Source organism: Acidovorax sp. A1169, assembly GCF_030704685.1.
Classification (GTDB): domain Bacteria; phylum Pseudomonadota; class Gammaproteobacteria; order Burkholderiales; family Burkholderiaceae_C; genus Acidovorax.
Genome location: NZ_JAUZDX010000019.1, coordinates 41253 through 63738, shown reverse-complemented (window position 1 = coordinate 63738; position 22486 = coordinate 41253). Strand labels below are relative to the sequence as shown.

Annotated in this window: 18 protein-coding genes; 8 read left to right on the top strand and 10 right to left on the bottom strand. The window is 67.7% G+C overall.

Annotated features, from left to right (window positions below):
- The first annotated feature begins 121 nt into the window (after window positions 1-121).
- Together QYL93_RS24860 and QYL93_RS24855 are read left to right on the top strand one after the other, a co-directional pair.
- Window positions 122-1996, top strand: a complete 1875-nt coding sequence (locus QYL93_RS24860; RefSeq protein WP_305746170.1) for a hypothetical protein — start codon at window positions 122-124, stop codon at window positions 1994-1996.
- Window positions 1997-2007: 11 nt separating this feature from the next.
- On the top strand, window positions 2008-3429 hold the full coding sequence (locus tag QYL93_RS24855) for a S9 family peptidase (RefSeq protein WP_305746169.1): 1422 nt from the start codon (window positions 2008-2010) through the stop codon (window positions 3427-3429).
- Window positions 3430-3449: 20 nt separating this feature from the next.
- Here QYL93_RS24855 and QYL93_RS24850 read toward each other — a convergent pair whose 3' ends face one another.
- Window positions 3450-4403: a LysR family transcriptional regulator gene (locus tag QYL93_RS24850; protein WP_305746168.1), complete on the bottom strand. Its 954-nt coding sequence runs from the start codon at window positions 4401-4403 to the stop codon at window positions 3450-3452.
- A 177-nt stretch (window positions 4404-4580) separates the two neighbouring features.
- On the opposite strand from QYL93_RS24850, the gene QYL93_RS24845 reads away from it, so the two are divergent.
- The 3 genes from QYL93_RS24845 to QYL93_RS24835 all read left to right on the top strand — a co-directional run bounded on the left by QYL93_RS24845 (window position 4581) and on the right by QYL93_RS24835 (window position 6392).
- On the top strand, window positions 4581-5402 hold the full coding sequence (locus QYL93_RS24845) for an MBL fold metallo-hydrolase (RefSeq protein WP_305746167.1): 822 nt from the start codon (window positions 4581-4583) through the stop codon (window positions 5400-5402).
- A gap of 4 nt (window positions 5403-5406) precedes the next feature.
- On the top strand, window positions 5407-5808 hold the full coding sequence (locus QYL93_RS24840) for a nuclear transport factor 2 family protein (protein WP_305746166.1): 402 nt from the start codon (window positions 5407-5409) through the stop codon (window positions 5806-5808).
- A gap of 92 nt (window positions 5809-5900) precedes the next feature.
- Entirely contained in the window at window positions 5901-6392 is a 492-nt protein-coding gene (locus QYL93_RS24835) for a nuclear transport factor 2 family protein (RefSeq protein ID WP_305746165.1), read from the top strand.
- Between the two features lie 102 nt (window positions 6393-6494).
- Here QYL93_RS24835 and QYL93_RS24830 read toward each other — a convergent pair whose 3' ends face one another.
- The 5 genes from QYL93_RS24830 to QYL93_RS24810 form a co-directional block, all read right to left on the bottom strand.
- On the bottom strand, window positions 6495-7289 hold the full coding sequence (locus QYL93_RS24830; protein WP_305746164.1) for a VacJ family lipoprotein: 795 nt from the start codon (window positions 7287-7289) through the stop codon (window positions 6495-6497).
- 120 nt (window positions 7290-7409) lie between these two features.
- Entirely contained in the window at window positions 7410-8747 is a 1338-nt protein-coding gene (locus QYL93_RS24825) for a HAMP domain-containing sensor histidine kinase (protein ID WP_305746163.1), read from the bottom strand.
- 37 nt (window positions 8748-8784) lie between these two features.
- Entirely contained in the window at window positions 8785-9471 is a 687-nt protein-coding gene (locus QYL93_RS24820) for a response regulator transcription factor (RefSeq protein ID WP_305746162.1), read from the bottom strand.
- Complete coding sequence (locus QYL93_RS24815; RefSeq protein WP_305746161.1) at window positions 9468-10052, bottom strand: hypothetical protein; 585 nt, start codon at window positions 10050-10052, stop codon at window positions 9468-9470. Before QYL93_RS24815 ends, QYL93_RS24820 begins: the two co-directional genes overlap by 4 nt.
- Window positions 10053-10056: 4 nt before the next feature.
- Window positions 10057-10920, bottom strand: a complete 864-nt coding sequence (locus QYL93_RS24810; RefSeq protein ID WP_305746160.1) for a MipA/OmpV family protein — start codon at window positions 10918-10920, stop codon at window positions 10057-10059.
- Window positions 10921-11072: 152 nt separating this feature from the next.
- Between QYL93_RS24810 and QYL93_RS24805 the strand changes: the two genes are divergently transcribed.
- Window positions 11073-13172, top strand: a complete 2100-nt coding sequence (locus QYL93_RS24805) for a UvrD-helicase domain-containing protein (protein WP_305746159.1) — start codon at window positions 11073-11075, stop codon at window positions 13170-13172.
- Here QYL93_RS24805 and QYL93_RS24800 read toward each other — a convergent pair.
- On the bottom strand, window positions 13169-14002 hold the full coding sequence (locus tag QYL93_RS24800) for a sulfite exporter TauE/SafE family protein (protein WP_370877033.1): 834 nt from the start codon (window positions 14000-14002) through the stop codon (window positions 13169-13171). The two genes, QYL93_RS24805 and QYL93_RS24800, sit on opposite strands and share 4 nt — an antisense overlap.
- Window positions 14003-14204: 202 nt before the next feature.
- Here QYL93_RS24800 and QYL93_RS24795 point away from each other — a divergent pair, with 202 nt between their 5' ends.
- Together QYL93_RS24795 and QYL93_RS24790 are read left to right on the top strand one after the other, a co-directional pair.
- Window positions 14205-15098, top strand: a complete 894-nt coding sequence (locus QYL93_RS24795; protein WP_305746158.1) for a LysR substrate-binding domain-containing protein — start codon at window positions 14205-14207, stop codon at window positions 15096-15098.
- Between the two features lie 69 nt (window positions 15099-15167).
- Window positions 15168-16355 (top strand): hypothetical protein, encoded by a 1188-nt coding sequence (locus QYL93_RS24790; protein WP_305746157.1) that lies wholly within the window; start codon window positions 15168-15170, stop codon window positions 16353-16355.
- A gap of 10 nt (window positions 16356-16365) precedes the next feature.
- Here QYL93_RS24790 and QYL93_RS24785 read toward each other — a convergent pair whose 3' ends face one another.
- From QYL93_RS24785 to QYL93_RS24775, 3 genes are all read right to left on the bottom strand, one after another.
- Window positions 16366-18927, bottom strand: coding sequence for an ankyrin repeat domain-containing protein (locus QYL93_RS24785; protein WP_305746156.1), 2562 nt, complete (start codon window positions 18925-18927; stop codon window positions 16366-16368).
- A 202-nt stretch (window positions 18928-19129) separates the two neighbouring features.
- Window positions 19130-21715 carry a bifunctional aconitate hydratase 2/2-methylisocitrate dehydratase gene (gene acnB, locus QYL93_RS24780; RefSeq protein ID WP_305746155.1) on the bottom strand — a complete coding sequence of 862 codons (2586 nt, stop codon included), beginning with the start codon at window positions 21713-21715 and terminating at the stop codon, window positions 19130-19132.
- A 93-nt stretch (window positions 21716-21808) separates the two neighbouring features.
- Window positions 21809-22477, bottom strand: coding sequence for a hypothetical protein (locus QYL93_RS24775; RefSeq protein WP_305746154.1), 669 nt, complete (start codon window positions 22475-22477; stop codon window positions 21809-21811).
- Between the last annotated feature and the right edge of the window lie 9 nt (window positions 22478-22486).

Genomic DNA, 22486 nt, shown 5'->3' with positions numbered 1-22486 from the left:
CCACGGCGCACTGCGCCGCAACGGATCAAACCCGCGTGTGTGCTGCCCCGTCGATGCACCTGCAGCGCCAGCTTGCGCCCATTTTTTACCCACCACTTCCCACACCATCAAGGAGACAAGCATGCAAAAGAACAGAAGAGATACCGGCAACCACCACACCGGCGTGCCCCTGCGCCGCACGCTGCTGAGCCTGACCCTGGCCGCTGCACTCACGGCCTGCGGCGGTGGTGGGCAGGCGCTGGTGGATGGTGGCACCACCTCCGGCGAGTTCACCATCAGCACGCACGAGCTGGCCAGCCGCGCCAAGGCGGCGCGCACGCCGGGCACGACAGGCGTCACCGTGGCAGCGGGCAGCAAGCTGGCCACGCAGTTTGGCGCGGCGGGGCCGGATTTGAACCGGGTGCGCTACACGCGCTACGGGCTGGCGGCCAATACAGGCAAGCCGGTGGATGCGGTGCTGGTGGCGATGCCGGGCACCCTGGCAGCCTCGCACAGCTACCTCATCCTGGCCGAGAACCTGGTGCGCCGCATGTGGGCCGACCACCAGGCGGTGGTGGAGGTGTGGGGGGTAGACCGCCGGTCCGTGGCGCTGCAGGACATGGAGGGCCTGCAGATCGCCGAGCGCGAGCGCGATGCGGCGCTGGGCCTGAACTTCTTGTACGGTGGCGAACTGGGGCTGCCACTGCCGGCCAAGCTGGCGCGGCGCGCGGTGTTCCATGACAGCCGCGAGATCCCGTTTTTGGCGGACTGGACGCCGCAGGTGCATTCGCTGGACCTGGACGCGGTGGTGACCGCAGCGCACACGGTGGCGCGCGATGGCAATGTGTTTCTGGGCGGGCATTCGGCGGGCACGGGCTTTGTGGCGCGCTATGCAGCCACGGACTTCAACCTCACGGGCACGGGGCCGGCGCAGCCGGGCTACACCAAGCTCAAGGGGCTGGTGCTGTTCGAGGGCCCCGGCGGTGCCCTGGCAACGAGCGCGCCCACGGCGGCGCAGCTCGATGCGGTGGTGCGCGCGGCCGATGGCGGGCTGTATGCGGCAGTGGCCTCGGGGGCGGAGCCGGGGTTTGTGTCGCGCCCGGGCCTCACGCCGCGCGTGAGCGCATCGACCGAGATCGCAGGCATGCAGATGGCCTTTGAGGGCACGGTCAACGGCACGCAGGCGCTGCTGCAGGCAGACCAGGGGGGCGTGGCGGGCAACAACGTCTACAACCGCGTGGCAGACTTCACCAAGCGCGACTTTGCCGTGACGGCGGGCGCGGCCATCGGCACCTTCATGGACGATGACAACCTGCAGCGCACGGTGTTCTATTCCGTATCCATGGGCGCCCTGGGCCCGGCGCGTGCGGATGGCCTGCGCACCTGGCTGGACAACACCGACCCGCTGCCCGCAGCGGCCTATCGCGACTTTGGCCCGCAGCCGGCCACGCTGGTGGCCAACCCGCCGGCCTGGGGCAAGGAGGTGGAGCCCACCAACCTCAAGCGCATGTCGCGCGCGCTGTTTGTGGGCAACACCACCTACAGCGACTGGTACTACCCCAGCTCGGGCCTGCTGCTGGGCAACGCCGAAGGCAGCGGCGGCGCCAATCTGGGGCTGGACACCAGCGCCCTGTCGCTGCCCGCCAGCCAGGGCGGGCGCGGCCGGGCCGACATCGTGAACCAGACGCAGGCGCGCAAGATCAACATCCCCGTCATAGCGTTTGGCGGCACCAATGGCCTCACACCCGTGGCCGGCATCTGGCGCGGCTTTGCCGAGGCGATAGCGCCCTGCGCCGCAGCCAGCTGCAAGGCCGGCATTGCGCGCACGCCCACCGGCCAACCCACGCTGGTGGTCAACCGCCAGTACGGCGGGGTGGACGGTGGCTTTGAGGTGCACATGAGCGAGGGCTACTCGCACGTGGGCATCGTGACGGCCGATGACGATGCGACGAACAACGTGATCCGGCCGCTGGCGGCGTTCATGAAGCGCAACGCGAGCGCCGGGGGTGCCAAGTGATGCGCAGCAACATGCAACAGCACCTCCACCAACACACTACCCGCTGGCGCGGACTGTGGGGCGCGATGGCCCTGGGCACGCTGATGGCCGTGGCCGTGTCGGCCTGCGGCGGGTCGGACGACGGCCCTGCCGCTGCGCTGGTCTACGACTGCAAGGGCGCTGTGCGGCACGAATCGCCCGCGCCCGGCTCGGACGCATGGAAGCAGCGCGACGCGGACAACATGGCCTGTGCCCGCGAGCGCACCGACGACTTTGCGCAGCAACCCGCCGCCCTGTTCACCGCAGGCAAGCTGCCCGCGCTGGACGCCTACCGCACACCGGCCCTGCATGCCAACACACGCTTTCGGTTTGCAGAGACCAGTGCGCCCGGCCGGCTGGGCAAGGCCGTTGCCACCGAGGTGTACCGGCCCTGCGCAGCGGGCACCTGCAGCGGCATGCCGGCCACGCTCAGGTCCTTTGAGGGGCCCTACCCTGCCGTGGTGATCGTGCACGGCGGCGGCAGCAGCAAGCGGCTGCACCGCTCGGCCAGCCAGTCGCTGGCCGAGGCGGGGTACATGACCATCGCGCTGGATACGACGGCCGCCATCGGCACCCACGGCATCGACACGCAGGACGTGGTGGACTGGCTGTTCTCCACCCCCAGCGCGCCGCTGGCGGACGGCAGCTACTTCCCCTACTGGAACCAGCTGGACCCCCGCACGGTGGGCATTGCCGGGCATTCGCAGGGCGCCAGCACGGCCAGCCTGATCGGGCAGACGGACAAGCGCCTTTCCGCCATCGTGGCCTGGGACAACCTGACCACGATCCGTAGCGGTTGGGTGGACAAGATCGGCATCGACCCGCCAGCGGGCGTGGCGATACGCACGCCGGCGCTGGGCTTTGGGGCAGACTACAACTTCACCATTGCGCCGTACACCGAGCCACCCGAGCCCGCCAAGGTCAACACCCAGGCCGGCCGCGGGCGCGGTGCCGAACCGCACCCCAAGGACCTGGGCTACCAGGAGGTGCGCACAGCTGGGGTGGACAGCATGCTGCTGGTGCTGCGCGCGGCCACGCACCTGGACTTTTCGCTGTTTGGCGGGCCGGCCAGCCGGTATGGCGAAAGCGCCATCAACTACTACACGCTGGCCTGGTTTGACCGGTACCTGAAGGGCGCGCGCGACCCCGCCGTGGCAGCAGACGCGTTTCGCCGGCTGACGGCGCAGGCGTTCGACGACTCTGCCGACCGGCACAACATAAGCCAGGGGCTGTACGACCCGGCCGCCGCCACCGCAGCAGGCTCGGTCTACAAGGGCAACCTGCCCTACCTGGTGAAGGGCACACCCACGCGCGACCGCCTGTCGTTCTACTTCAAATCGCGCTGCGCCATCACGCCGCCGGGCAGCACGCTGCGGGTGGAATCGGAGGACATACGGTCAGCCGGCTGCCGGTAGGCATCGAACGTGCACCGCTGCTATTGGCCTGAGCTGGCGCCTTGCCGCACCGCCTCCCTGCCCGCCAGCAGGTCCACAAACGCGCGCACCTTGGCTGGGCGAAACCGCGCTGCGGGGAAAACCGCGTGGATGCCGCCCGAGGGCAGCTCCCACTGCGGCAGCACCTGGATGAGGCGGCCGGTGGCAAGGTGGTCTGCAATCGCATAGTCAGGCAGTACGGAGAGCCCGGCGCCCTGGCACACGGCTTCGCGCACGGCCAGGGTGGCATCGAGAAAGATGGATGCCTGCATGGTCACCGCCTGGTGTTCGGCCCCGTCGCGTGCGAAATCCCACCGCAGGTTGTCGCGCAACGCCGTGTTGGCGACGAAGGGCAGCCCCGCCAGCTCGCCCGGGTGCGTGAGCGTTGCCACCTGCCGCGCCATGGCAGGCGGCGCCACCAGCAGTTGCCTGAACGCACCGATCTTGCGGGCCTGCAGGCCCGTCTCGGCGAGCCAGCCGACGCGGATCGCCAGCTCGATGTTGCCGGTCATGAGGTTCAGCGTCTGGTCGCTCATGATGGCGTCGACCTTGCAGGCAGGATAGCGCTGCATGAAGGCGACGATGGCCGGCACGACGACGCCCACGCCATAGTCGAAGGGGGCCGTGAGCCGCAGCGTGCCAGATGGCTCTGCCGATGATTCGGCCAGTTCGTCGAAGGCGTCTTCGGCCTCGTGCAGGATGGATGCGCAGCGCAGGTAGAAGGCCTGCCCGGCCTCGGTGGGCTGCACCTTGCGCGTGGTGCGCACCAGCAGCGAGGTGCGAAATTCGCTCTCCAGCCGGGCCACCTGCTGGCTGACCACGGCCTTGGTGATGCCCAGCCGCTCGGCTGCCGCGGTGAAAGAGCCCGTCTCCACCACCGCCACGAAGTAGGCCAGGCGCCTGAGGTTGCCCAGCCCGCCCAGGCTGTTGTCGGCCTGATTGTATGTTTTTAGCATACATTGTGTTTAGCATGTATGTATTTCAGAGTCAATCGTTAGTGCCTACCATGGGCCCAGCGCTTCTCCACCGGGCCGGCAACTGCCCGGAAATGGAGCCGCGCCAAGCTGCAATCAGTGATCCACAATGCAACCGCCGCAGGCGTCGCGATGGTTGATTTTCAGGAGTGAAACGCCATGGCTGATACGACCCGATTGACGTGGAAACATTTCCCCGCTGGCGAGCACGGATTCTTCCGCGCGCCGGTGCTCATCTCTGGCGCGAGCGATGCCGTGCTGATCGACGGCGGCTTCACGCTGCCCGATGGCAAGGCGCTGGCCGAGGCCATCAAGGCCAGCGGCAAGAAGCTCACGACCATCTACATCAGCCAGAGCGACCCGGACTATTACTTCAGCCTGGGGCCCATCAAGGCGGCCTTCCCTGATGCCAGGGTGATCGCTGCGTCGGCCACCATTGCAGCCATTCAAGCCAATGTGGAAAAGAAGCTGGCCACCTGGGGCCCACAGCTCAAGGACAACGGCCCGCAGGCGCTGGCAGACATCGTGATGCCTGAAGCCTTTGACGGCCCAAGCCTTTCGCTGGAAAGCCACACCATCGACATAGCCAATGCCGAAGGCCTGGCCAATCGCCGCTATATCTGGGTGCCGTCGCTCAACGCCGTCTTCGGCGGGGTGCTCGTGTTCTCTGGCGTGCACGTGTGGACGGCAGACACGCAGGGCGCCGATGCGCGCGCCGCGTGGATCAGCAACCTTGATGCCATGGCCGCGCGCCAGCCTGCGGTGGTGGTGCCAGGGCACATGGCGATCACTGCCGCTGCCGATGCATCGGCGCTTGCCTACACCCGCGACTACCTGCTGGCCTTTGAGCAGGAGCTGGCCAAGGCGGCCGACAGTGCCGCCCTGTTCGCCGCCATGACGCAGCGGTACCCCGACGCCGGCATGGGCGTGGCGCTGCAGATCGGTGCCAAGGTGGCCACCGGCGAAATGACGTGGGGCTGAAGCCATGACGACCCAACCTATCGATATCGTGCGCGCGCACTACGCCGCGTCGGCCCAGGGCAATGTGCAGGAGATGATGGCCAACGTGTCGCCGCAGGTGCGCTGGACCGAGATGGCCGGGTTTCCGTGCGCGGGCACCTGGGTGGGGCCGCAGGCGGTGGCCGAAAACGTGTTTGCCGTGCTGGGTCGTGACTGGATCGGCTACCGGTTCGAGCTGCAAACCCTGATCGATGCGGGCGACCAGGTCATAGGGGTGGGCACCTACCACGGCACCTTTCGCGCCACCGGCAAGGCAATGCAGGCCCGGGTGGCCCATGTGTGGAAGGTGCAGGACGGCCAGATCGTGGCCTTCGAGCAATTCACCGACACGCTGCTGGTGCGCCAGGCAATGGGCAACCCGCCGTAAGAAACTTTGCCGGGCTGGCCAAGTCCACCACCTGCATGCGCCGGCCACGGCAGGTGCATGCAGATATCACCATCGCAACCATTCACATCACCATGCACTATTCAAAACTGCTCGCCATCGCCGCGCTGGCCATCACCCTCGGGGTGCCCGCATTCGCCCAGACGCCTGTCACCCCGACCACTGACCAGGCGGCGCAGCTCGTCAGCAGCGACCCCAAGATCGCTGCCAACAAGCGCCTGGTGTACGACTTCTGGCGTGAGGTCTTTGAGTCGGGCCAGGTGAGTTCGGTAGAGAAATACGTGGCCGAGGGCTACATTCAGCACAACCCCAATGTGCCCAACGGCCGGGCCGCGCTGGTTGGCTTCATTTCAAGCCGGCACGCCACGCCCAAGCCGGTGGAAGACCGGATCAAGGCACCCCTGGTTTCGATCACGGCCGAGCGTGACCTGGTGACGCTCAGCTTCGTGCGCGAGTACCCCGATCCGAAGGACGCATCGAAGAAGTACACCACTACCTGGTTCGACATGTTCCGCATCGAGAACGGGAAGATCGTGGAGCACTGGGATTCGGCCCTGCGGCAATGAGCACCACGGCAGCGCCGAATGCAACGTCTCTAAGCCTAGGGGGGAGTGCTGCAAAGGACCATGCGGTAGCCGAACCCTGTGGGGTCGCCCCGCCGCGTGTGCTTACGGCTGGTCTTGCAAAGGCTGCTGTGGGCGCAGTTCCTCGGCACCACGGCCTCGGTTCCTTCGCTTCAGGTGCATGTCCCTCACCATCGCGTACTTGTCCAGCGCCATCTGGTCCACGAGTTCTCCCGCGCCCAGGTGCTGCGAGCGTTTGCTCAGCAGGTGGGTGACGGTCAGGGTGTTGCGCGCAGATGCACTGGCGATGTGGGAGCTGGCGCTGCCCAGGCTGTCCACCGGCGATGCCAGAGCATCACGCAGGTTCGATGCTCCGAACAGGGGGAGCACCAGGTAGCTACCGGAGCCCACACCCCAGGTGTCCAGCGTCAGCCCGAAATCTTCACTGCGGCCGCGCATGCCCCAACCCGAGGCGGGGTCCATCAGGCCCAGGACTCCAACGGTCGTGTTCGTTCCAAAACGTGCCAGCGCGCCAAGGCTGGCTTTGGGCTCGCCTTGCACCAGCAAGTTGACGGAGGTCCAGGGCTGCTGGAGGTTCGAGAAGAAGTTGGTGATGCCGGTTTGAGCCACCGTGGGCACCACCGCCTGGTAGGCCTTTGCGGCCGGTTTCAAGACCACCTTGTCGACACCCTCATTGAATGCAAACACCTTTCGGTTGGCGGCCTCCAGCGGATCTGGACCAGGGGCGGTGGAGCACCCTGCGGATACTGCAGCCACAGCGAGCAGACATGCAACCGTGGGAAGTGAACCGAGCCGCTCAGAGAAGCAAGAACCACGATGCATGCGATGGTTGACGGAAGCAGTGGCTTGGATGGGTAGGTTTGAGTTCCTGGGGTTCATGGGGTACTTTCGGAGGAGATGGCCCGTTGCCAAGGACATCCTTGGTGTTGGCCATCGTCGCGCGCACCGCCTTTCTGCACACTTACCAGCCCCCAAAAAACTCCCACCGACTGCTGCGGCTCACAAGCGCCCAGGCTGCCTTTGCATGGGATCCCAGAACTGGGTGGACATCAGCACATGGACTTCCAGCCCCTGCACTCCGGGCCGGGCCTCGATGCGCCAGTGGTGAGCGCGGGCGATCTCTTCGCAGATGGAAAGGCCCAGACCGGCGCCAATGTCGCGCCGTTCCGGGCTTCTCCAGAAGCGCTGAAACAGCCTGGCTTGGTCTTGCGGCGTCACGCCGGGGCCCTGATCCGCGACCACGAAGCCGGACGAGGTGGCTTTCAATGTGACGACGCCGCCAGCGGGGCTGTGCTGGATGGCGTTCTCCAGCAGGTTCTTGAACAGGGTGAACAGGCCCCCCCGGTCTGCCCGCCACCCCAGGGCGGTGCCATCGCAGCTGACACAGATCTGAACGCCGCTGCGCTCGGCCACGCGGTCCATGTAGCTGCATGCCTCGACCACGGCCGAGCGGGGGTCGATGGGCTCAATCTTGTAGTTGCGCGGCTCGCTGGCTTCGGCCAGGTGCAGGAGCTGCTGCACCTGCCGGGCCATGCGGTCCACGTCCTGGATAAGGTGGGGGTTGCGCCTGCCCGATGGCTCCAGCTCGATCTGCGCGCGGATCAGCGCCAGGGGGGTCTTGAGCTCGTGCGCGGCATTCGCCAAAAAATCCTGCTGCGTCTGGAACCCGGCATGCAGCCGTTCCAGCGCGCGGTTGAATGCGTCCACCAGAGGCGTTATCTCGTCGGGCAGGCCCTGCGTGTCCAGGCGCGCGTCCAGCGTTTGCGGCGTGATGCACTGAGCCGCCTGGGACACCATTCGCAGCGGTTTGAGCATGCGCATCAGCGTCAGGTGGGTGGTGACGAGGAAAACGACCAGGAACGTCAGGCAGATCGCGATCATTCCCTGAACCAGGGCAGGCATGCCAAAGGACTGGCGCATCTGCAGAACCAGCCGATCGCTGGCTGCGAACTGCACGTACCACAGGGTCCCCTGATGGGTCAGGGGAACCGTTGCAGCGTGCATGGGCACGCCATCCAGGACAAGCGCAAAGCCTTGGGGCTGGGGGGCGAATACAGAACCGTCCGGCGCCAGGGCTGCGGTACTGCCAGCCGAGGAAAAATGCACTTTGCCGCTGGGGTCGGTCACGAGAATCTTGACCTCTTCGCTCAGGCTGGTGAATGCCCAGCGCTCGATCCTGGTCTCGTCCAGCCCGGTGGGAATTCCGTCGGCGCCGAACTCCACGCGGCGAGAGATCGCCTCCGCGTAGCCAATGGCCCCGGACTTAAGCATGTACCGGTTGAACGGCTCCCCCAAAAGCATTACCACAGAGGCGGCAAGGAGGGCGCTGAGCGCCATTCCAAAACCGTACACCGCCAGCAGCCGCCAGCGCAGGCTACGCGGCCAACGGAGCTTCACTGAGGGCATAGCCTTGGCCTCGCACGTTGATGATCTGCAGGCTGGACCCCAGCACATCGAGCTTGCGGCGCAGGCGGTGGATGGCAACGTCCAGCGCATTGGGGGTCACGGCCTCCAGCATGCCCCAGGCCGCAGCCTCCAGCGCAGAGCGCCGCACGACCGCGCCGCCCTTGCGCACCAGGCACAGCATGATCTGCATCTCGGCCGGGGGCAGGGTCAACACGCTGGTGGAGCAGCGCAGCTCCCCGCTCTCCGGGTCCAGCTGGATGTCTGCGTGCGAAGGCGTCAACGCACGCAGCTGCGCGGGGCGCCGCAGGAGCGCGCGCACCCGGGCGATGAGTTCCTCCATGGGAAACGGCTTGGTCAAATAATCGTCGGCGCCGGAGTCGAGCCCGTCGATCCGGTCGTGCAGCGCATCGCGGGCCGTGAGCATCAGGCACGGGGTGGCCCGCCCTGCGGCGCGCAGGCGCTTGACCAGCGTGAGCCCGTCGCCATCGGGCAGCCCCCGGTCCACAACGACCACTTCGTACTCGATGTGCTGCAAGGCATGCCAGGCGGCGTCGATCCCGTGGAACACGTCGGCGGCGATGCCCGCGTTGGCCAAGGCCTGGCAGATCAGGTCTGCCAGCCTGGCATGGTCTTCAAGCAGCGCAATGCGGTTCATGGTGGCGTGGGGTCTCGGTCGTCCGGGGTCGCGGGCGCTGCGCCGGGAAGGGTGCGCAGCAATGCCCCCACGGACTCGGCGGGGGCGGGTGTGCACGAGGCGGTCAATAGCGTGGTGGAGGGGGATGCCAGCGCATGGTTGTACCAGAGCGCTTCGGCAGCATGCCGCACGGCGGCCGACTGCGCGGGGTCGAACGCATCGCCAGCGCACAGCTCCTGCGCAAACTCCGACCAGATCGCCCGGTACCGCGGCCTGCAGAACACCAGGGCCCAGCGTCCTGGCCGCGCCACGGGGTGCAGGGCATGCCCCTGGATGCTGCGGACATAGGCGCGCAGATGGCGGGCGGGGCCATCGGGCTCGCTCTGCAGAACCAGCAGCAGGCCCTCTCGAAAGCCGGCCAGCAGGTGCTCGAACACCGCGTCCAGCGCCGCGCGCTGCCGCAGTGCGGCGCAGGACGCGCAGCGCAGGTCCGCTGCACCCGCTGATGCAGGCCGCGCCGATGCCACCCCCGATGCCGCCCCCGATGCCACCCTGTGCGCGCGGGGTGTCTCGCAAGGATCGGCTGTGTACCGGGCTTTCACGGGCTCAGAACCGGTAGAGGTAGCCGACGGCCACGCGCGACGCGCTGGAGCGGCCGACGATGGGGCTGCGCTTGATCTCGTCGGGCAGGCTCCTGGCGCTCATGTCCAGAAAGACGGTCTGTTTAGGCTGGATCAGGTAGTCCAGCCGTACGCCCACCTCCAGCGTGGTCGCGGCCTTGCCGGTGTACTGCGCACGCTGGGGCAGCGCTTCATGGGCCTGCACACCGAAGTAATAGTCAACGTACTTCTTGTCGGACCACTGCGCCTGCACGCGCGGCGTCAGCGCAAAGTTGCCGAAGCCGAAGCGCCGGTCCAGCTGCAGGTCGAGCTTCTGGCCCTTGCTGTTGCCCGAGAGGTCGGCCGTCCACGCGGCAGAAGCACGCACCGCGGGGTTGTTCCAGGTGAGCGCGCCACCGCCCCAGAGGCCGCCCTTGCGCTCGTCCATGCCGGTCAGGGCGGGCGAGTCATCGGGCTTGTAGCCCGCGTCGTCGTACTTCAGGCGGGCATCGAGCGCCACGGAGCTTGCCGCGCCCAGAGGCCAGTTGCCCACCTTGAAGTCCGCCGTGCCGCCGAGCACCCGCACCCAGGCGTTCTCGTAGTACAGCAAAGGCAGGGCGCTGTTCTTGTTGTCCGCACCCGCATAAGGCAACTGCGACATTCCCGCGCCAATGCCAAGCCCCCATTGGGAAGAAGATGAGGAAGATGGGGAGGACGACGTGGCCGCTGCGGCACCGGCGGCTTGCGCATTGCCCGGGCCCGACACGGTCTGGGCAGTGGCGTGAAGGCATGCGGTGGTAGCGACCAGCAGGGCTGCGGTGCGCAAGGCCGGGGAGCACAGGCATACGGGGGACTTTGGGAGTTGGACCATAAGGCTTGGGAATTGGGGTTGAAGACAGGCGGATGTTCCAACCAATCGTCTTACTGGAGACTTACCAGCAATGGCATGGTGAATATCCCGTGCACCAGCGCTTGAGAACGTCTTCACGTTCTCAAGGACAATGGCACCCCTTTCTCCCGGACATGCCTGTGCACAATTCGCCCACCCCGCCAAAGCCGCCTGCGCGCAGCTGGGCCCACGCCCGCATCACGGCCACTGCCGAGCAGCGGCGCGTGCTGGACTCTACGGCGTCGGCCATCATCATCAGCGCGTTGGCGGGCACGGGCAAGACGACCACGCTGTGCATGAAGGCCTGCAACCTGCTGGCCAGCCTGCAGGGCCAGCGCGAGGCGGCGCCGCCACGCATTTTGGTGCTGGCGTATTCGCGCGCCGGGGTCACGGCGATACGCGACCGCATGCTGCAGCTGCACGGCGCGGTGCCGCGCAGCATGGAAGTGCTGACCATGGAGCAGCTGTGCGAGCAGGTGCTCAAGGAACAGGGCGACCCGGTGGAGCGGCTCGACGACGCGGTGCGCAGGCGCTTCCTGATCCTGCAGGCGCAGCAGGCCCTGCGGCTGGAGCTGGAGCGCAACAGTGACAGTGGTGGCGGCAGCGATGGCATCGACGATGCCCTGCTGGGCCAGAACGTGGACATCGACGCCTTTCTGGCCTTCGAGGCGCTGGCCAAGAAGCGGCTGCTGGAGCGCGAGGTAGAAGACTCTGGCCTGGACCTGCGCTCTTTTTGCGAAGACCGCGACCTGGACTATGGCCTGTGCCGCCTGTACGGGCAGTACGAGCGCATGCGCGTGGGCATGAACCACGAGCCGCGCTTTTATGCCGAGGGCGATTGCACCTTCGAGCTGTGCCGCCAGCTGGGCGCGCTGGACTGGGACCAGCCGTTTGAATGGCTGCAAGAGCGCTACAGCGCCGTGCTGTTCGACGAGCTGCACGACCTGGACGAGGGCGCGCTGATGGTGCTGCGCAAGCTGGTGCAGGGCGGCAATGGCTTGTTCGTGGGCGCGGGGGATTTCAACCAGCACATCCACGAGGGCTCGTTCTCGGTGTTCGGCGGCGGCATGGAGCGCGTGCGCGAATGCCTGCCGGCCGACACGCAGGTGCTCACCATCAACACCACGCGCCGCTTTGGCGCCGATATCTGCGCAGCGCTGAACCCGCTGTTCGGCGTGGAGTTTGCGCCGGTGGCGGGCAGCTCGGATGCGTTTGCGCACCAGACCTACGACAGCGATGCGCACTGCGCCGCGCAACTGGTGGAGCTGCATGGGCAGATCGTGAACGGCTGGGGCGCGCTGCAGGAGAGCAAGGGCGACAAGGGCGCACAGCACAACAGTTCGCTGAACGTGGTGCTGCGCAACCCGCAGGACAGCATCCTGCTCGAATGGGTGTTTGGCCACGAGGGCGTGCACTATGGCTGCCAGGGCATGAGCCCCTTCTACCTGCGCCGCGAGGTGGCGCTGGCGCTGGCGCTGATGTGGGCGCTGCAGGGCGATGACGGCCACGAGCGCTACCTGACCCCGGGCATCGTGGGCGCCGCCGTGGAGGGCCTGCTGCACTATGGCCGGCGCACGGCGCGCAGCGGCGCGGCGGACGTGGACCTGCTGGCCCAGGGCCAGTTCGACAACGCGGGCTGGACCGACCTGCCCGGCGCCGACGAGGGCAGCAAGCTCGCCGCCACGCTGCACAGCGGCGCCGCGCGCATGCGCCGCTACATCGCGCACGGCACGCTGAACCCGAATGCGCCCGAGCTCAAGGATGCCTGCGCCGAGATCATGGCCCTGCCCGCTGCGGCGCGGGCCGCCGTGCTGGCCGATGCCGGTGCGTTCTGCCAGCACCCGCTAGTGCGGCGCATCTTTGCCGACGCCCCCATCAACGGCACGGAGCGCAGCGCCTGCCTGGCCAGCCTGCAAAGCCTGGCCCGCCTGGCGCACGGCCTGCCCGTGGCAGAGCTGCTGGGCCGGCTCACGCTGCTGGTGACGACGAGCATCGGCATGCACCAAAGCCAGGAGCCCATCAGCCTGCGCCTCTTGAGCGTGGACGCCTGCAAGGGCCGCGAGTTCACCTTTGTGGCCGTTCCCTTCGTGGAGCGCGGGCGCTTTCCCGGCCCCGCATCGCACCAGGAGGCTTACCGCGAGCGCAACATGCTCTATGTGGCCACCACGCGCGCGCGGGCGGCGCTGTGGGTGCTGGAGAGTGCGGCCAAGCCAGTCTTGCCAGGGCCGGTTTAACCAGAACCCTCACGCGCCGTGCGCATCGCCCCTTCGCTCTCGCCGCCGTGCGACGAGAAGCCGTGCCATGCCAGCGCATCCACCACCATGTAAGTGCCAAGCGCCAGCAGCCCCACCATCAGGCAGCGCCTAAACCACACGGCCGACAGGCGCTGGCGGATGCGCGTGCCCAGGGCCATGCCCAGCAGCGCGGGCAGCAGCATCCAGGCCGAGAGCACGAGGGCGGACGCGGTGTAGCTGGCGTTGAGCGCCAGGCCGCCCGCCAGCGCGATGGTGGAGACGGTGAAGCAGATGCCCATGGCCTGCACCAGCGCGTCCCTTTGAAGGCCGAGCGCCTGGAGGTAAGGCACGGCCGGCACCACGAAGACCCCGGTGGCGGCAGTGACCCAGCCGGTGGCAAAGCCCACCAGGGGCGACAGCCAGCGCTCGGCCCGGGGCGGCACCGCCAGGCGCGCGCCCACCAGGCCCCAGCAGCCATAGGCGATGAGCGCCACGCCCAGCAATGCACGCGACCACGCACCTGCCGGCGCCCCCAGCACCCAGGCCCCGAGCCAGGTGCCCGCGCAGATGCCCACCTGCATGCCGCCCAGGCGCCGCAGCAGCGGCCCCAGCGTGGCCCAGGGGCGCAGTTGCCACAGGTTGGTGATGAGCGAGGGCATGACCAGCAGGGCCGCTGCCTCGGCCGGTGCCATCAGCATCGCCAGCAGGGCCATCGACACGGTGGGCAGCCCCAGGCCGACGATGCCCTTGACGCCGCCGGCCACCAGAAAGACGGTGACGGCACCCAACAGCCAGGCCCAGGAGCTCACGCCGAACAGGCCGGCCATCATGGCTGCTGCTCCAGCATTCGGGCCTGGCATGTAGGACAATTTTGAAATTGTGCTGAATTCATCGCAGACATTCCCTCGGTGGCCCGCACGGTGCAGCAGGCCATGGCCGCCATTCTTGGCAAGGCGGGCGCTGCTGAAAATGCGGAATGCGGCGCACCCAGCCTCAGGCTGGGCCGAAGGCGCTTGTGGTAGGTTGTGACCCATGCGCTTTGACCTGACCGACCTGCGGCTGTTTTTGAACGTACACGAGGCCGGCACCATCACCGGCGGTGCCGAGCGCAGCCACATGGCGCTGGCATCGGCCAGCGAGCGCATCCGCGGCATGGAGGATGCGCTGGGCGTGCCCCTGCTGCTGCGCGCGCAGCGCGGCGTGCAGCCTACGCCGGCCGGCCACACTCTGCTGCACCACGCGCGGCTGGTGCTGCAGCAGATGGAGCAACTGCGCGGCGACCTGGGCGAGTACGGCGCGGGCCTGGCGGGCCATGTGCGCGTGCTGTGCAACAGCTCGGCGCTGAGCGAGTACCTGCCGCAGGCGATTGCGGGTTTTCTGGCGCAGCACCCGCGCATCTCGGTGGATGTGGACGAGCGCCCCAGCCAGGAGGTGGCCGACGCGGTGCGCGCCGGCCTGTGCGACATGGGCCTGGTATCCGACGCCGTGGACCTGGAAGGCCTGGCCACACAGGTGCTGCGCCCTGACCCGCTGGTGCTGGTGGTGCCGCAGGGGCATGAACTGGCCGCGCGCCGCAGCGTAGCGCTGGCCGAGGTGGCACACCTGGACTTCATCGGCCTGGCCGAAGGCAGCGCGCTGCAGGCCCTGGTGGTGCGCCACGCCCAGCGCCAGGGCCAGCGGCTGCGCTACCGGGTGCGGCTGCGCCAGTTCGAGGCCGTGTGCCAGCTGGTGGGCCTGGGGGTGGGCGTGGGCATACTGCCGCGCGCGGCGGCCATGCGCCACGCCCGCGCGCAGCGCGTGAAGGCCGTGCGACTGACCGATGCCTGGGCCGATCGGCAACTGGTGCTGTGCCTGCGCAGGCTGGAAGATTTGCCACAGCATGCGCAGCAGTTGGTGCAGCATTTGCTGCTCCTTGCCCAACTCTGAGAAGATGGATGCCATGCTGCTGCAAAGCCTCCGTCTTGAGACCGCCCCACCCTATTTCACACCCGCACCATGAGCTACGACCTTCGTGTTTGGGAACCCCCGGCCGGCCAGGCCATTCCGACGTCGTTCGAGGAAGCCCTTCGCAACTGGTTCGAGCTGGAGCTTCTGGAGCCCGGGCCCAACCCCAAGTTCGCGGCCTTGGCTGCGCAGATGGTGGCCTACAAGGACTGCGGCGAGGCGCCCTGGGACGGCGATCCGGTCATAGATGCGAAAAACTGCCGCAAGGCCGTGTGGACGTTTTCACTGCCCGCCGAGAACCGCATGAAGCTGCTGGGCGCCGTGGTCAAGCGCGCCAATGCGCTGGGCCTGACGGTATTGGACGACCAGGTGGGCCTGGCGCTGGTGGCGCCCCACCGCGTGCTGCCGCCGGAGCGCACCGACTTCTGGAAACAGGCGATGCAGGTGCTGGAAGAAGCGCCCCTGGACTCGGCCACACCCGCACCCACAGCGGCACCGGCACCCACGCCCGCCGCAGCGCCCGCGCGTGCGCCCCTGTCCATGGCGCTTGCGTCGGCGCGCGACGAGATGCGCTCGGTGCTCTCGTCGATGCTGCCACAGCACGGTTTCATATCACCCCGGCAGGCGATCGAGGTGCCGTACTACCACGCCCAGGCGGAGGCGACGTATTTTCGGCCCACTCCGGCGGGTGGGCAGGGCGTGACGCTGCTGACTTCGAACACCAACCACCTGCCGTGCCTGACCATCGACGTGAACGTGTTCAGCGAAGAAATCGCCAACATCCTGAGGGCCGTCTTTCCCGAGCATGACGAGATGTATTTCCGGCGCCAGCTGAATTTTTATGTCGGGATTTTTCAGGACACCTATGCCTATTTCCCCATCAAGGGTTCGGCAGACCTGCAGCGCATGGTGAAGGAGGTGCAAGACCCGGTGGGCCCCATTCTGGAGATGACCCGCACGCCGCTGGGCATGCACGCCATCATGTCAGGCACCACCGTGTTCCCGCTGGCGGGCAACCCCCAAGGCCACAAGACGCTGGCAGAACACGCGCAGAAGAATTTCGGCTACGCCGCGCTGGTCAGTGCCTGGCTGTATGGCGGCGAGCAGTTCCAGGAGATGGCGCAGCAAAAACGCGCGCATGAACAGCGCACGGCGCCTTCCGCCATGAAGAAGGAAATGGTGCAGCGGGTGGACCGGCTGGTGGCCTACCTGCGTGCGCAGGTGAAGCGAAAAGCATAGGCTGCCACGCTCAGCGCGCCCGCTCCAAAAGCCACTGCTCCGCTTCAGCCTGTTTCTTGAAGCGCGCCCAGTCCAGCGCGGTCTTGCCATGGGGGTCCTTGCGCGCCAGGTCGATGCCCCGGGCCTCGAACCACTGCAGCGCCTCCACCCGGCCCCGGCCGGCAGCCAGCATGGTGGGGGTTTCGCCCCGGCTGGCCATTGCGGGTTCATCCAGCGGCTGGCCTTGCGCGGCCAGCCATTGCAGGCAGGCGATGCAGCCGCTTTGCGCGGCCATGTGCACGGGGCCCCAGTCCCAGCGGTTGCGCGCTGACAGGCTGGCCCCGGCCTGCACCAGGCGCTGGGCCGCCGCCAGGTTACCGCCGTAGAAGGCGCGCAGCAGCGCGGTGTCGCCCAGCTCGCTGTCCTTTTGCGTCTGGCGCAGGTCGGGCTTGGCACCGGCGCCCAGCAGCGCCTCGATGTGCTCCATCTGCCCCCGGTGCGCGGCCAACATGAGCACGCTGGAACCATTGGGCGCCAGCAGGTTGGGGTTGGCGCCGGCGGCCAGCGCGGCGCGCAGGGCTGGGGCATCGCCTGCATTCTGGGCGTCGAGCAGGCGGCCGTCCACCGCAGAGTACGACACGGCGGGCGCTGGTGCCTCTGCCGCTGGCGCGCGGCGCGCAGTGCCAGCCACCTTGGGCCCCACGACCCACCAGACCACCAGGGCCAGCACCAGCAGCGCGCCCCAGGCCGGGCGGGAGTGCTGGGCCCGCGCGGGCCGCTGCATGCCGGCGGCAAAGCGGCCGCGCCGGTGCGCCCAGGCTTGCGCCAGCGAATGGCCCAGGGCCGTGGCCGCCGCCTCGCCACCCAGGCCGGGGGTCAGCCGCACCAGCGTATCGCCTGCCCCGCGCGCGTAGACGGCGTGGTAGCGGTGTTCGCTGGCACCGCTGCCCGTGGTGTAGAGCAGCTTGTGCGCCAGGTTGCGGCTGGAATCGCCGGGCACGGTGTCGGCGCGCGACCAGAGCCAGGAGTGGCGGCGCGCGGTGATGCCCCCGTCCTGCACGGTCAGCGTCCAGCGGCGGGTGGCGGCATGCAGGGCAAAAGCGGCCAGGCCGATCCAGGCGGCGGCCGGGAAGAATCCGCGGGGCAGCGCCAGCCCCTGCGGGCCCAGGCGGCCGTTGATGACTGCCTCCAGCGCCAGGCCGGCCAGCACCAGGGCGGCGGCCCAGCGCCAGCCGCTCTGGCTGAATTCGTAGTTCCATGCCTCTGGGGTTTCCTGCAGCGTGACCGCAGGGGGCAAAGGCGAGGGGCCTTCATCCGCGTCCTCGGCCTCGCTCAGCGGCGCGATGGGTACCACCTGCTTCCAGGCGACGCGCCGGTCAAAGCGGTCGGGCATTTCGTCGCCGCCACCACCGCCGAAGCTGCGCGGCGCGGCCTGCACGGGCAGGTCGTAAGTCAGCTCCACCGAGCCGTCCGGCCCGTGCAGCAACTCCAGCCGCCAGTCCACGCGCTCGCCGGAGCGTTGGCTGCCGTGCGGTGGCGCGTCGGCCGGCAGATCGAAGCGCGCGACCAGCCGCAGCCCGCCATCGGCCGTGCGCTGCATGCGCGCCGCTTCGGTGAATGACTCCACGCAGCGCTCGGGCGAGCCCGAGCTTGACTCGTCCACGCGGTACTGGGCCAGGCGCAGTTGTGGACGGCTCTCTTGCTGGTGGGCAGCGGCGCGCTCGGGCAGCAGCAGCGTCAGCTCCACCGGGTGGCCGGCGCGCGGCCGGGCCGGCAGCGCCGTGAGCGCCGCGCCCGCATAGCGCCAGGCCTGGCGCGTCTGGTGCAGTGCCAGGCCGATCAGCCCCACCCCCACCATGACGAAGATCGAGATGAAGGCCTTGGCGAACCAGGGCGCGCCGTTGTTGGTCCACAGCATGGCGGCCATGGGGAAGGCGATGCCGCACCAGAAGACGGTGAAGAACCAGGTGGCACCCGCCGACTTGCTGGCCGCACCCTTTTTCAGGGGCTCGGGCGCAGCGCCCAGTTCTGCCTCCTCCTTCATGCCGCCCCCGCCCAGCAGGATGTGCACGAAGAACCAGGCTGCCACCAACCCCACGCCGGTGAAAACCAGGGCAAAAGGCACGCGGAACATCTGCAGCGCCCAGCGGATGGAAGGGTCGATGAGGGCCTGCGCGGGCGCCTGCGGGTTGACCATGATGGTGATGGGCTGGCCACGGGACTGGGCGCTTTGCAGCAGCCCGTGCCAGTGCTGGTGCCAGTCGCCGATGTTGTCGGCACCGGCCTCGGGGTCGAGCCCCACGCGGGTGCCCTCGTACTGCCGGCCCGCGAATTCGTAGCGGTAGCGGGCATGCACCCGGTAGGTGGTGCCGTCGCTGGACGTGTGGCGCTTGAGCTCGGTGCCCAGCACCTGGGCCGCCACCGGCTGCCAGCTGCGCACCTGCAGCGCCGCCTGGAGCGTCTGCGCCAGGGGCTGTAGCCCCGCGAAGTAGCCGCCCAGGCCAAAGGCCGCTGCGAAGAGCCCGCTGAACAGCAGCATCCCCAGGCGCTTGCCCAGGGTGTCTATCTTTTCGGGGTTGTTCTCTCTTGCCATGGATGTCCCTCCATTTCTTTTTGTTGTTGTTATGGGCGAAGCATGCAAGCTCATCATGACATTTGCATGACAAACACATGGCTCCACCGTTGCGAATGCGTGACACACACAACACGCTCACAACACGCACAGCCATGAAAAAAGCGGCTCCGGGGAGCCGCTTTTTCGTGAGGGGATCGGTCAACGATCCCCGGGGGGCCTATCAAGCCGTAACGCCGTCTGCCACGTCCTTGAACTCGGCGATCTGGTCGAAGTTCAGGTACTTGTAGATCTTGTCGCCGTTCTGGTTGAGCACACCCATGTCGGCCAGGTACTCTTCCTTGGAAGGAATGCGGCCCAGCTTGGAGCAGATGGCCGAGAGTTCGGCCGAGCCCAGGTAGACGTTGGTGTTCTTGCCCAGGCGGTTGGGGAAGTTGCGGGTGCTGGTGGACATCACGGTAGCGCCCTCCTTCACCTGGGCCTGATTGCCCATGCACAGCGAGCAGCCGGGCATTTCCATGCGCGCGCCTGCCGCGCCGAACACGCCGTAGTGGCCTTCTTCGGTGAGCTGGTGCGCGTCCATCTTGGTGGGCGGTGCCATCCACAGCTTGACGGGGATGTCGCGCTTGCCTTCGAGCAGCTTGGAGGCTGCGCGGAAGTGGCCGATGTTGGTCATGCACGAACCGATGAACACTTCGTCGATCGCGGCGCCAGCCACGTCCGACAGCGTCTTGGCGTCATCGGGGTCGTTGGGGCAGCAGACGATGGGTTCGGTGATCTCGGCCAGGTCGATCTCGATGATGGCGGCGTAGTCGGCGTTCTCATCGGGGGCCAGCAGCTGGGGGTTGGCCAGCCAGGCTTCCATGGCCTTGATGCGGCGGCCGATGGTGCGTGCGTCGGCGTAGCCCTGGGCGATCATGTTCTTGAGCAGCACGATGTTCGAGTTGATGTACTCGATCACGGGCTCCTTGTTCAGGCGCACGGTGCAGCCGGCGGCAGAGCGCTCGGCTGATGCGTCGGACAGCTCGAACGCCTGCTCGACCTTCATGTCCGGCAGGCCTTCGATTTCCAGGATGCGGCCCGAGAAGATGTTCTTCTTGCCCTGCTTGGCCACGGTGAGGTGGCCTTCCTTGATGGCGTACAGCGGAATCGCGTGCACCAGGTCGCGCAGCGTGACGCCGGGCTGCATCTTGCCCTTGAAGCGCACCAGCACCGATTCAGGCATGTCCAGGGGCATCACGCCCGTGGCGGCAGCGAACGCCACCAGGCCGGAGCCGGCAGGGAAGCTGATGCCGATGGGGAAGCGCGTGTGCGAGTCGCCGCCGGTGCCCACGGTGTCGGGCAGCAGCATGCGGTTGAGCCAGCTGTGGATGATGCCGTCGCCGGGCTTGAGCGAGATGCCGCCGCGCGTGCTGATGAAGTCGGGCAGCTCGTGGTGCATCTTCACATCCACGGGCTTGGGGTAGGCAGCCGTGTGGCAGAAGGACTGCATCACCAGGTCGGAGCTGAAGCCCAGGCAGGCCAGGTCTTTCAATTCGTCGCGGGTCATGGGGCCGGTGGTGTCCTGCGAGCCGACCGAGGTCATGCGCGGTTCGCAGTACGTGCCGGGCACCACGCCCAGGCCTTCGGGCAGGCCGCAGGCGCGGCCGACCATCTTTTGCGCCAGCGTGAAGCCCTTGCCGGTAGCGGCAGGCACTTGCGGCAGGCGGAACAGGGTGGAAGGCGCCAGGCCCAGGGCCTCGCGGGCCTTGGCGGTGAGGCCGCGGCCGATGATCAGCGGAATGCGGCCACCGGCGCGCACTTCGTCGAACAGCACGTCGCTCTTGACGGTGAACTCGGCGACGACCTGGCCGTCCTTGAGCGCCTTGCCGGCGTAGGGCAGCAGCTCGATCTCGTCGCCCATGTTCATCTGGCTCACATCGAGCTCGATGGGCAGTGCGCCCGCGTCTTCCATGGTGTTGTAGAAGATGGGAGCGATCTTGCTGCCCAGGCACACGCCGCCGAAGCGCTTGTTGGGCACGAACGGGATGTCTTCACCCGTGAACCACAGCACGCTGTTGGTGGCCGACTTGCGGCTCGAACCCGTGCCGACCACGTCGCCCACGTAGGCCACCAGGTTGCCCTTGGCGCGCAGGTCTTCCAGGAACTTGATGGGGCCGCGCTTGCCGTCTTCTTCGGGCGTGATGCCGTCGCGCTTGTTCTTGAGCATGGCCAGGGCATGCAGCGGGATGTCGGGGCGGCTCCAGGCGTCGGGCGCGGGCGACAGGTCGTCGGTGTTGGTTTCGCCGGTGACCTTGAGCACGGTGAGCTTGATGCTCTGCGGCACTTCAGGGCGGCTGGTGAACCACTCGGCGTCGGCCCAGCTTTGCAGCACGGACTTGGCGAAGGTGTTGCCCTTGTCGGCCTTTTCCTTGACGTCATGGAACTGGTCGAACATCAACAGCGTCTTCTTCAACGCTTCAGCGGCGACAGAGGCCACGGCCGCGTCGTCCAGCAGGTCGATCAGGGGAGTGAGGTTGTAGCCGCCCAGCATGGTGCCCAAGAGCTGCGTGGCGCGCTCGCGGCCGATCAGCGTGCACACCTCGGTACCGTGGGCCACGGCGGCCAGGTAGCTGGCCTTGACCTTGGCGGCGTCGTCCACACCGGCAGGCACGCGGTGCGTGATCAGGTCCACCAGCATGGCTTCTTCGCCTTGGGGTGGGTTCTTGAGCAGTTCGATCAGCTCGCCGGTCTGCTTGGCCGTCAGGGGCAGCGGTGGGATGCCCAGCGCGGCGCGCTCGGCCACATGGTCACGGTAGGCTTTCAACATCATTTTTCTCCGGTTGCGTTCTAAAGTGGGGTGGTGGCGCCGGGGCTGCAAGGGCCATGCGGCGCGGTGGTGCCGTGTCTCGTCGGGTTCTGGTTATTTGGTGGTGGCAGTGGCAGTTGCAGCAGGCGCAGGGTCGAACACGCTCTGGGGCGGGGCCTTCTTGGCGGCCTCGGCCACCAGGGTCTGCTCGGCGCTCATGCACTCGTCGGCCAGGCGCTGGCCGAGCTTCTGGTTCATCAGCATGGACTTGTTGGCGATCTGCAGCCACACGGCGCCGCCCTTGGCGTCTTCCAGGCGCACGGCGCCGGTGCTGGTGACCACGGGGGTCATGTGGTACTTGAAGCCCTTGCCCTCGATGGTGAAGCGGCCGGGCGTGGCGGCGTCGGCCGTCACGTTGACGAAAGCGCCCAGCTCGCAGGCGATGCGGCCGGTGTGCACCTTCTGGGCAATGGCCTGCTCCTCAGGGCTCAGCGCGGCATCGGCGGCGATGAGGCCGGAGGCGACCTGGTTGGCCGCAGTGTTCAGCTGCTGGCGGCTGCTGGTGGGCTCGGCCTTGGCGGTCTTCTTGGCGGGGGCTTTGTCCTTGGCTTCGGCCGACTTGGCTGCGGGCTTTGCGGCCGGCTTGGCCGCGGCCTCTTTCTTGGGTGTGGCTTCCTTCTTGGCGGCGGGCGCGCTCTTCTTGGCGGGCTCGGCTGCGGCCTGCGCCAGGGCAAGGCCAGGGGCCACCAGCATCAGGGCGGAGGTGAGGATCAGTGATTTCATGGGGAAGTC